The sequence below is a fragment of the Streptomyces sp. AV19 genome (assembly GCF_015999245.1).
Lineage (GTDB): Bacteria > Actinomycetota > Actinomycetes > Streptomycetales > Streptomycetaceae > Streptomyces.
The window spans coordinates 813,248-823,257 of the sequence record NZ_JAEAMR010000003.1; the positions used below are offsets into that span (position 1 = coordinate 813,248).

At 72.2% G+C, this 10,010-nt stretch carries 10 protein-coding genes; 5 read left to right on the top strand and 5 right to left on the bottom strand.

The genetic code is table 11. The annotated features are described in order from the left end of the window. Positions 1-39 precede the first annotated feature (39 nt). The 3 genes from I5Q34_RS03785 to I5Q34_RS03795 form a co-directional block, all read right to left on the bottom strand. Positions 40-1,287, bottom strand: a complete 1,248-nt coding sequence (locus I5Q34_RS03785) for a helix-turn-helix domain-containing protein (protein ID WP_199890613.1) — start codon at positions 1,285-1,287, stop codon at positions 40-42. A gap of 245 nt (positions 1,288-1,532) precedes the next feature. Beyond that, on the bottom strand, positions 1,533-2,138 hold the full coding sequence (locus tag I5Q34_RS03790) for a response regulator transcription factor (RefSeq protein WP_199890614.1): 606 nt from the start codon (positions 2,136-2,138) through the stop codon (positions 1,533-1,535). Continuing rightward, positions 2,135-3,283, bottom strand: coding sequence for a sensor histidine kinase (locus I5Q34_RS03795; RefSeq protein WP_199890615.1), 1,149 nt, complete (start codon positions 3,281-3,283; stop codon positions 2,135-2,137). The genes I5Q34_RS03790 and I5Q34_RS03795 overlap by 4 nt, the downstream gene beginning before the upstream one ends. A gap of 120 nt (positions 3,284-3,403) precedes the next feature. On the opposite strand from I5Q34_RS03795, the gene I5Q34_RS03800 reads away from it, so the two are divergent. Beyond that, positions 3,404-4,273, top strand: a complete 870-nt coding sequence (locus tag I5Q34_RS03800; protein WP_199890616.1) for a MaoC/PaaZ C-terminal domain-containing protein — start codon at positions 3,404-3,406, stop codon at positions 4,271-4,273. A 28-nt stretch (positions 4,274-4,301) separates the two neighbouring features. Here the strand turns inward: I5Q34_RS03800 and I5Q34_RS03805 are convergent, their stop codons facing one another. Both I5Q34_RS03805 and I5Q34_RS03810 read right to left on the bottom strand, forming a co-directional pair. Further along, positions 4,302-4,460 carry a hypothetical protein gene (locus I5Q34_RS03805; RefSeq protein WP_199890617.1) on the bottom strand — a complete coding sequence of 53 codons (159 nt, stop codon included), beginning with the start codon at positions 4,458-4,460 and terminating at the stop codon, positions 4,302-4,304. Between the two features lie 230 nt (positions 4,461-4,690). After that, positions 4,691-5,770 (bottom strand): hypothetical protein, encoded by a 1,080-nt coding sequence (locus tag I5Q34_RS03810; protein WP_234428264.1) that lies wholly within the window; start codon positions 5,768-5,770, stop codon positions 4,691-4,693. Positions 5,771-6,035: 265 nt separating this feature from the next. Between I5Q34_RS03810 and I5Q34_RS03815 the strand changes: the two genes are divergently transcribed. From I5Q34_RS03815 to I5Q34_RS03830, 4 genes are read left to right on the top strand one after another with little or no spacing between them, the layout of a single operon-like run. After that, on the top strand, positions 6,036-7,076 hold the full coding sequence (locus tag I5Q34_RS03815) for an ABC transporter substrate-binding protein (protein WP_199890618.1): 1,041 nt from the start codon (positions 6,036-6,038) through the stop codon (positions 7,074-7,076). Positions 7,077-7,129: 53 nt separating this feature from the next. Continuing rightward, the gene (locus I5Q34_RS03820; protein ID WP_199890619.1) at positions 7,130-7,975 is read left to right on the top strand and encodes a Nif3-like dinuclear metal center hexameric protein; all 846 of its coding nucleotides are present in this window, start codon (positions 7,130-7,132) and stop codon (positions 7,973-7,975) included. A 10-nt stretch (positions 7,976-7,985) separates the two neighbouring features. Continuing rightward, positions 7,986-8,729, top strand: coding sequence for a zinc ribbon domain-containing protein (locus tag I5Q34_RS03825; RefSeq protein ID WP_199890846.1), 744 nt, complete (start codon positions 7,986-7,988; stop codon positions 8,727-8,729). A gap of 8 nt (positions 8,730-8,737) precedes the next feature. Further along, entirely contained in the window at positions 8,738-9,895 is a 1,158-nt protein-coding gene (locus I5Q34_RS03830) for a bifunctional RNase H/acid phosphatase (RefSeq protein ID WP_199890620.1), read from the top strand. Positions 9,896-10,010: the final 115 nt, after the last annotated feature.

A 10,010-nucleotide genomic window follows, 5' to 3' on the forward strand; every position in this document is an offset into this window, starting at 1 on the left:
GGGGCCATGATCGCCTGGAACTACCACGCTGCGCAGTAGCTAACCCAGCACGCCCAACCGTGTTGCCATCGCCCGCATGCCGGGGGTCAGCTTGCGCTTGCGGCGCCGGACGATCGCTGCCATGACGTCCTGCGCCATGCGCTGATGCCGGAGCCACTGGGGGTTGGCGTACTCGACGGCCGTCAGTCGGTCGAGCGCCTTTTCATGGTCCCCAACTTTGACGTACGCCGTCGCCACCGTCAGCCGATGCCGGTTCCATTCCTTGTCGGTCTCCGCGATACGGGCCGCCTTCATCGCATGATCCGAGAACCGAGCGTTCCCGGTCGATTCATAGATCACTCGGCAAGGGTCTCCGTTCTCCGAGATCAGTTCATCCTCCAGCCCCTTCATTCCGGCAACGGCGCTGTCGAATCGGCCGAAGCGGTGACCGGCGTCCGCATGCCGCCCCAGTGCGGCAGCAGCAGACTCGGCAATCCTGCGGGCGTCCGCACTGTCGTCGGGGCGGTTGTTGCGGACAGCGGCAGCAGCCGCTTGCAGCGCAAGCCAGCCCCATACAGCGAGCCTTTCCGGGGGAGCCTTGGAGATTCGAGGCTCCAGGTGGTCCGCTGTCTCGATGGCTGCTCGCTCCGCGTCATCGAAACGCCCTTGCCTCAGCAGGAGCCAGGACATGATGACCACGGCATAGCCGGCCGTGTTCATATCTTGCACCGTTCGCGCGTCCTGGATAGCGCCGGATAGTGCGTGATACGCCAGGTCGTACTGCCGAACCTGAGTCAGGTATCGGCCACCCAGCAAGTAGGCTTCTGCGCGGGCGGACAGTGCCTTCCTGCGCTCCTCGCCATTGTCGAAGTACGCAACAGCCGAATTCGCGTCTCGGATCATCTGAGGCATCTTGGCCGCGACGGACCCGAAGTTGTCCGAATCGTACGCCGATGAGCCGGTGCGGATCACCTCCAGCAGCACCGAAAGGTTCGGCTCCTCGTCGGGCCCGTCGCCGGAATCACCTGTGATGCTCATGGGTGGAGTGAGCGCGCTCCGCAATTCGGCCAGCCCTACGAGTGTCGGGTCTTCGCCCTGCACAGGTTCCGGCGTATCCGAGGCCATAAGTTGAGAAGTCCTCACGTGCAGTGCGCGAGCCAGGATGTGAAGGGTTTCGATACGGACGTTTCCGCCCTGTTCCAACTTGGCGACGGTTGAAGGCGCGAGTCCAGCGGCGTAGGCCAACTGTTCTTGGGTCAGTCCGGCCAGCCGCCGGTGCTTCCTGACGTTCTCTCCTAGAGCGCTCATGATCCCCGCCTGGTGCGTGTGATGTGGTGCTCCCGTCCGTTCAGCGTACGCCCGGCTGACGACGCCGGACGCGGTAAAGGTTCCGTACCCATCCCGACGAGAGGGAGGTACGGAGCCATGGAACCGAAGGGTTCAACCACCCGCTGGTTCAGGGGGTTTGTACACAAGGGCCATGACCCGGGCCGCCACCGTGGAGTACCCGCGATCCGACTCGAAACGGTGAAAGGGCGGGGTGGGGGTGAAGGTCACAACCAACCATTCTGCCGCGCCGCCCGCACCGCCTCCATCCGGTTCCGTGTCCCCGTCTTGCCGATCGCCGCCGACAGGTAATTGCGAACCGTCGCCGGCGACAAGTGCACCCGCGCCGCGATGTCCGCGACCGTCGCCCCGTCCACCGCCGCCGTCAGCACGTCCCGCTCCCGCTGCGTCAGCGGGTTCGGGCCCGCGCTCAACGCGGCCGCCGCCAGGGCCGGGTCGATGACGCGCTCGCCCGCGAGCACGCGGCGGATCGCGGCGGCGAGGTCCTCCACCGGGCCGTCCTTGACGAGGAAGCCGGACGCGCCCGCCTCCATCGCGCGGCGGAGGTAGCCGGGGCGGCCGAAGGTGGTGAGGATCAGGATGCGGCAGGAGGGGAGAGCGGATCGGAGCTCCGCCGCCGCGTCCAGGCCGCTGCGGCCCGGGAGTTCGATGTCCAGCAGGGCGACGTCCGGGCGGGCCTCCAGGGCCGTGGGGACGATCGCGTCCCCGTCGCCGACCTGGGCGACGACCTCGATGTCGTCCTCCAGGCCGAGCAGCAGCGCCAGCGCGCCCCGCATCATGCCCTGGTCCTCGGCCAGCAGTGTCCTGATCACGCGGCCCGCTCCCCTTCCTCGTCGTCCACCGGCAGTTCGGCCACCAGCCGGAACCCCCGGCGCCCGTCCGGGCCGGAGGTCAGCGATCCGCCGGCGGCGGCGAGGCGTTCGGTCAGCCCGCGCAGGCCGTTGCCGGCACCGGCGGACGACGAGCCTACGCCGCGCCCGTTGTCGCCGATCTCCAGGTGGACGCGGTCCGGTGCGCCGCGCACCTCGATCTCGCAGCGCGAAGCCCCGCTGTGCCGTACGACGTTGGTGACGCCCTCGCGGACGACCCAGCCCAGCAGGGCGCCGGTCTGGGGAGGGAGGGGCGGGCCGGATTGCCGGATCTCCGCGGCTATGCCGGAGGCGTCGAGCAGTGAACGGGCGTTGTCCAGCTCGGTGGTGAGGCTGCCCTCGCGGTAGCCGGTGACGGCCTCGCGGATCTCGGTGAGCGCCTGGCGCCCGACCGCCTCGATGTCGGCGGCCTGGCCGAGCGCGGCCTCCAGGTTCTTCGGGCCGAGGCGGCGCACCGCCTCCGCCTTGACCACGATCACGGACATGGTGTGGCCGAGCAGGTCGTGCAGGTCGCGGGAGAAGCGGAGCCGCTCCCGCTCGACGGCCGCGTGGGCGAGCTGCTCGCGGGTGTCACGCAGCGTGGTGACCGCCGCGAAGAGGTTGAGGACGGCCGCGGCGACCAGCCCGCCCAGCGCGGTGCCCCAGGCGATGGCGACGATGCTGCCGGTGCTGTCGTCGTCGGGGCGGACGAACCACAGGGCCCCGGAGGTGAAGCCGAGCGTGCCCAGGGCGGCGGCCATCACCCGGCCGCGGTCGCGCAGCACGATGCCGGTGGCTATGGACAGCAGCGGGAAGCACATCTGCCAGTGGTCGAGATAGCCGAGGTTGAGCGCGAAGGTGACCATCGCCAGCCCGCCCAGGGCGACCAGCGGCACACGCCCGCGCCGCAGCCGCTCGTCCATGGCGGTGAAGACCGCGGCGATGTAGAGCGCGACGAAGCACAGCTCGCCCAGGGCGGCGAGCCAGGGCAGGGGCATGCCGCCGGTGAGCACGTTGATGGTGTCGCCGGTGATGGCGAACAGCCACGGGACGAAGGCCCGCCTCCCGGGTGCCTTCATCCGCCCGATCTCGTCCCCCATGCTCCTCATGCCCAGAACTCTAAGTAACAGGCCCCTGACCTGGGCAGTCGCAAACGTCAGGAGTTGGCTGTGACATTTGTCCTCACCCGGGCCTTCCCCCGGCCGAGCGGAACCGGCTATACCTCCCCCATGCCCATCGACGCAGCCAAGGCCCTGGCCGCCGAGCCGCGGACCGTCCCGCTCTCCTGGGACCACAAGGACGTCCTCCTCTACCACCTCGGCGTCGGCGCGGGCGTCCCGGCCACGGACGCGGCCGAGCTCCGCTACGTCCTGGAGGACCGGCTCCACGTCCTGCCGAGCTTCGCGACAGTCGCCGGCGGCGGCATGATCGCGGCGGAATGGCCGGGCACGCCCGGCATCGACATCGACCTCGCGGCCGTGCTGCACGGCGGGCAGTCGCTCACGCTGCACCGGCCGATCCCCGTCCGCGGCGAGAAGGCCGCCCAGACGTCCCGCATCGCCGCCGTCCTCGACAAGGGCAAGGCCGCCGTGGTCGTGCTGCGCACCGACGTCGCCGACGCGGACGGTCCGCTGTGGAGCGGGGAGTCGCGGCTGTTCGTGCGCGGGGAGGGCGGCTTCGGGGGCGAACGGGGCGGAAGCGAGCGCCTGGAGGCGCCGGCCCGCGCCCCGGACGCGACCGTCGAGCGGGCCGTCCGCGAGGACCAGGCGCTGCTCTACCGGCTGTCGGGGGACCGGAACCCGCTCCACGCCGACCCGGCGTTCGCCGCCCGGGCCGGCTTCGACCGGCCGATCCTGCACGGGCTGTGCACGTACGGCATGACGCTCAAGGCCGTCGTGGACACGCTGCTGGACGGGGAGCCGGGGCGGGTCCGCTCGTACTCCACGCGCTTCTCGGGCGTGGTCTTCCCCGGCGAGACGCTGCGGGTGCGGATGTGGCGCGACACCCCGCGGAGGGTCCGGGTCGCGGTGACCGTCGTCGAGCGGGAGGGCGGGAACGACGCAGGCGTGCTCGACGACACCGTCGTCGAACACGCCTGAGGGGGACGGCGTTCCGGGGGAACCCCGGTCAGCCCCCGTCGGAGACGCGGCGGTGTCTGCCGTGGGTCGTGGTGTGCGATTCGTCGGACGACTGCGGGCCGCGGTGCCTGCCGGAGCCGGCGGCTGCGGCCTGGGCGGACGCCTCCAGGGGGCGCGCCTCGGTCGTGTCGGTTCGGGCTTCGGACATGTGGGGAGTCACTCCGTGGGATGTGGATTGCGTGCTGTGCGCGCGGGGGCCGCGGCGTTGCCGACACGCTTTCGGAGTTCGTGACCTGTCCGTCCGTCCGGTGTTCGTCAACACGCGCTCCGCGCAGGACCGTTCAAGGGCACAGCTGCGCAAAACCCCCGCACCGAAGTCTAACGGGACCTTGATCGCGGGGGCCACCCCGGTCCAGGGGCGGGACCGGGGAGCGCTCCTTACCCCATGGCGGCCCCCGCACGGGCGGCGGCACGGGCGTGCGGCGCCTGCTGCAGCGGCACCGGACGGGGCGTCACCGGCAGCGGCTCCGGCTCCCGTTCCTCCTCCGGGTCGGGCATCCGCACCCGGGCCAGCCCGCAGGAGACGTGCGGCGTCGCGTACGGCAGGCGCAGCTCCCCGCAGTGGGACCACAGCCCGGCGCCCGCCACCCAGCCCGCCGGGCCGGGGAACTGCCGCAACTGCCGCTCGGCGGGCCGCCACACGCCCACCGACGTCCCCGACTCGCGGTCCACCCGGAAGGCCACCGCGCACCCCTCGGGCGACAGCGTCTGCCCGGGCTGCGCGGCGAACGGCGTGACCGCCGCGCCCTGCTGGCGCAGGCACTCGGGGAAGCGCACGGGCCGCGAGGAGCCCAGCACGCCCCAGCCCAGCCGCTCCTGGCCGGGGGCGTCGGAGCGGACGAGGAGCAGGCCGCTGTCGGGCTCGGCGAGGACGAGGCGGTCGTTGCTGTGGTCGGCGATCTGGAGCAGCGGGCTGGTCTCGCCGCCCCGCGCCAGGTCCACGACGACGGCCTTGGTGATGCCCTCCAGCTCCCGGTCGAGCGCCAGCAGCCGGCCCGCGCGGTCCAGCCAGGCGCCGCCGGAGCAGCGGCCGTCGACCCGGGCGAGCAGCTCGGGCCCGGCGGCGGTGCCGTGGACGCGCCAGAGCGTGGTGGTCCGGTCGCCGTGCACCAGCGCGTAGGCCGAGGCGCCGTCGGGGGCGGGCGGCAGCAGCGACAGGTACGGGCACTCGATCGCGCCGAGCGGCAGCTCGCCGGTGCCGGGCCCGGTCGGGTAGAGCAGCGACAGCGCGTACCGCTCGGCGACCCGGCGCCGGATGAGCACCCTCCCGTCGGCGAGCGGCAGCACCTCGCTGTCGGGCTCCTCGGGCTGGCCGCCGGGCAGCGGGACCGCGTAGGGCTCGGGGCCGTCGAGGGTCCAGCGCTCGGGGAACCAGCCGCCGGTGGCGCGGCTGAGCGCCAGCCAGGCCGCGTACGAACCGTCGGCCGTGATCGTGAAGGACGGCCGGCGTGAGTCCATCGGCGCACGTCGGGGAGTGGTCTCTGGGGTGCTCTGGGGGGCACAGACCGTCATGAGAAACGTCACCTCCGGCACAGAACGTAGTTTTGGGACCCCAAACCGCACCCTGCGAGTGAGCGTGGTTCACGCGTACGGGTGGCGGTTGTCCGATTCATCGGAGAACCGGGAGGTGGGTGTGCTTGGCGTATTGCACCCCGTTTAAAGTAAGGCGAGCCTAAGTAGTCGGCGCGGCCGCCGGCTGCCCCCACCGCTTAGGGAGTCCCCCATGCCACTTCGCCGAACGCTCCGCCGCCGCGGCACCGCCGCCGCGGCCGTCGCCCTGTCCGCCGCCCTGGCCCTGACGGCCTGCGACGCCGAGACCTCCGACAAGGGCAAGGACGGCGGCGCCGGCTCCAAGTCCGTCGCCCAGGGCGGCAAGGACTTCGGCAAGGCAGGCGAACAGACGAAGAACATGGGTACGGACGCGGCCGCCGGCCAGTTCCCCCGGACCGTCACCCACGCCATGGGCAAGACGGAGATCAAGGCCAAGCCCAAGCGCGTCGTCGTCCTCGACGTCGGCGAGCTCGACAACGTCGTCTCCCTCGGCATCAAGCCCGTCGGCTACGCGCCCACCGAGGGCGACAGCGGCATCCCGGACTACCTCAGGAAGGAGGCCGGCGACCCGCAGAGCGTCGGCACCGTCAACGGGCTCAACCTGGAGGCCATCAACAACCTCCACCCGGACCTGATCATCGGCAGCAAGCTCCGCGCGGAGAAGCACTACAAGAACCTGGCGAAGATCGCCCCCACCGTCTTCTCCATCCGCCCCGGCTTCACGTGGAAGGAGAACTACCTCCTCAACGCCGCCGCCCTCGACGAGACCGCCAAGGCGAAGAAGAACCTCGCGGACTACGAGGCCAAGGCGAAGAAGCTGGGCGAGGACCTCGGCGACAAGAAGCCGACCATCACGATGCTGCGCTACATGCCGCAGTTCACCCGCCTGTACGCGCAGAAGTCCTTCATCGGCACCGTCCTGAAGGACGCCGGCCTGCCCCGCCCGAAGAACCAGCAGGCCGAGGAGCTCGCCGTACAGATCGGCCCGGAGAAGATCGACCAGGCCGACGCCGACTGGATCTTCACCGGCGTCTACGGCGACCCGGACAAGACCAAGCGCTCCGCCGCCGAGGACAACCCGCTGTGGAAGAACCTCAAGGCCGTCAAGGAGGGCCGGGCCGAGAACGTCAAGGACGAGACCTGGTACCTGGGCCTCGGCGTCACCGCGGCCAACAGCGTCCTGGACGACCTCCGCGGCTTCCTCGTGAAGTAGCCGCACGGACGGACGCCGCCGTACGGGCACGGGAAGGCAGGTAGCCTTTCCCCGTGCCCGTACTGTCTGAAGTCATCGCCGCCCTCGACGCCCTGTGGCCCCCGGAGCGGGCCGAGCAGTGGGACGCCGTCGGCACGGTCTGCGGCGACCCCGACGCCTCCGTCACCCGGGTCCTGTTCGCCGTCGACCCCGTCCAGGCCGTCGTCGACGAGGCGGTGGAGCTCGGCGCCGACCTGATCGTCGCCCACCACCCGCTCTACCTGCGCGGCACCACGACGGTCTCGGCCGGCACCTTCAAGGGCCGCGCCGTGCACACCCTGATCAAGAACGACATCGCGCTGCACGTCGCGCACACCAACGCCGACCGCGCCGACCCCGGCGTCTCCGACGCCCTCGCCGGCGCCCTGGACCTGCGCGTCATCGGCCCCCTGGTGCCCGACGCCACCGACCCGACGGGCCGCCGCGGCCTCGGCCGCATCTGCGAGCCGGTCACCCCGCTCACCCTCGCCGAGTTCGGCGAGCTGTGCGCCGAGCGGCTGCCCGCCACCGCCCAGGGCATCCGCGTCGCCGGCGACCCGGAGCAGGCCGTGCGCACGGTCGCCGTCTGCGGCGGCTCCGGCGACTCCCTCTTCGACGAGGTACGGGCCGCGGGCGTGGACGCCTACGTCACCGCCGACCTGCGCCACCACCCCGCCTCCGAGGCCCGGCTGCGCAGCCCGCTCGCCCTGGTCGACGCGGCCCACTGGGCCACCGAGTGGCCCTGGTGCGAACAGGCCGCCGCCCAGCTCGACGAGATTTCCGACCGGCACGGCTGGGGACTGCGCACGCATGTCTCGCGCCTCGTCACCGACCCCTGGACCGCCCACGCGGCCGCGTCCACCACCGAACACCAGCCATAGGAGCCCCCAACTGAACGCCGCGCCCGCCGACCAGATCCGCCTCCTCGATCTGCAGGCCCTCGACACCCGCCTCGCCCAGCTCGCCCACAAGCGCAAGAGCCTGCCCGAGCACGCCGAGATCCAGTCCCTCGAGGGCGACCTCGCCGAGCACCGTGACTTCCTCGTCGCCGCGCAGACCGAGGAGAGCGACACCGCCCGCGAGCAGACCAAGGCCGAGCAGGACGTCGACCAGGTGCGCCAGCGCGCCGCCCGCGACCAGCAGCGCCTGGACTCCGGCGCCGGCATGACCCCGAAGGACCTGGAGAACCTCCAGCACGAGGTCGCCTCCCTCGCCAAGCGCCAGGGCGACCTGGAGGACGTCGTCCTGGAGATCATGGAGCGCCGCGAGGCCGCCGCCGAGCGCGTCACCGAGCTGACCGGCCGCGTCGAGGCCGTCCAGGGCAAGGTCGACGCCGCCGTCGCCCGCCGCGACGCCGCCCTCGCCGGGATCGACGCCGAGAGCGCCACCGTCACCAAGGAGCGCGAGGTCGTCGCCCGTTCCGTCCCGGCCGATCTGCTGGGGCTCTACGACAAGCTGCGCGTGAAGGAGGGCGGCGTCGGCGCGGCCCGCCTCTACCAGCGCCGCTGCGAGGGCTGCCGCCTGGAGCTCAACATCACCGAGCTCAACGAGGTGCGCTCGGCCGCCGCCGACACCGTCGTCCGCTGCGAGAACTGCCGCCGCATCCTGGTCCGTACGCCCGAGTCGGGGCTGTAGGCCGCCCGATGTCCAACCGCTTCGTCGTCGAGGCCGACGGCGGATCCCGGGGCAACCCGGGCCCCGCCGGCTACGGCGCCGTCGTCCTCGACCCGGCCACCGGCGAGACCCTCGCCGAGGCCGCCGAGTACATCGGCACCGCGACCAACAACGTCGCCGAGTACCGCGGGCTCATCGCCGGGCTGGAGGCCGCCCGGGCCATCGACCCCGACGCCGAGATCCAGGTCCGCATGGACTCCAAGCTCGTCGTCGAGCAGATGTCCGGCCGCTGGAAGATCAAGCACCCGGACATGAAGCCGCTGGCCGCGCAGGCCAAGCAGGTCTTCCCCGCCGGCCGGGTCGCCTACAAGTGGATCCCCCGCGAGAAGAACAAGCACGCGGACCGGCTCGCCAACGAGGCCATGGACCTGGGCAAGCAGGGCAAGCGCTGGGAGCCCTCGCGCTCCGCCGCGGCCCTCGCGGACGCCGGCCCGGCGGCCGTCGAGGAGCCGCTCGCCGAACCGAAGGCCGCTCCCGTCGGCTGGGCCGCCCCCGCCGACCTCGGCACGCCCACCACCTTCGTCCTGCTGCGCCACGGCGAGACCGCGCTCACCCCGCAGAAGCGCTTCTCCGGCAGCGGCGGCTCCGACCCCGAGCTCTCGCCCGCCGGCCGCCGCCAGGCCGACGCCGTCGCCGCCGCGCTCGCCGCGCGCGGCACGATCCAGGCCGTCGTCAGCTCCCCGCTGCGCCGCTGCCGCGAGACGGCCGAGGCCGTCGCCGCCCGGCTCGGCCTCGACGTCCGCGTCGAGGAGGGGCTGCGCGAGGCCGACTTCGGGGCCTGGGAGGGGCTGACCTTCGCCGAGGCCCGCGAGCGGTATCCCGAGGACCTGGACGCCTGGCTCGGTTCCACCAAGGCCGCGCCCACCGGGGGCGGCGAGAGCTTCGCGGCCGTCGCGCGGCGGGTCGCCGTCTCCCGTGACAAGCTCCTCGCCCGCTATGCGGGGCGTACGGTGCTGGTGGTGACCCATGTGACGCCGATCAAGACCCTGGTCCGGCTGGCCCTGGGGGCCCCGCCGGAGGCGCTGTTCCGCATGGAGCTGTCCGCGGCGTCGTTGTCGGCGGTGGCGTACTACGCGGACGGCAATGCGTCGTTGCGGTTGCTGAACGATACGTCGTCGTTGCGTTGACGTCGCCGTTGCGTTGACGCGGGTTGTTGTGCGTGCTCCTGAAGGGCGGGGGTGGGGGGTTTGCCCCTGCCCCGCCCTTTCACCGTTTCTTCCGGGGCTCCGCCCCGGGGCCCGG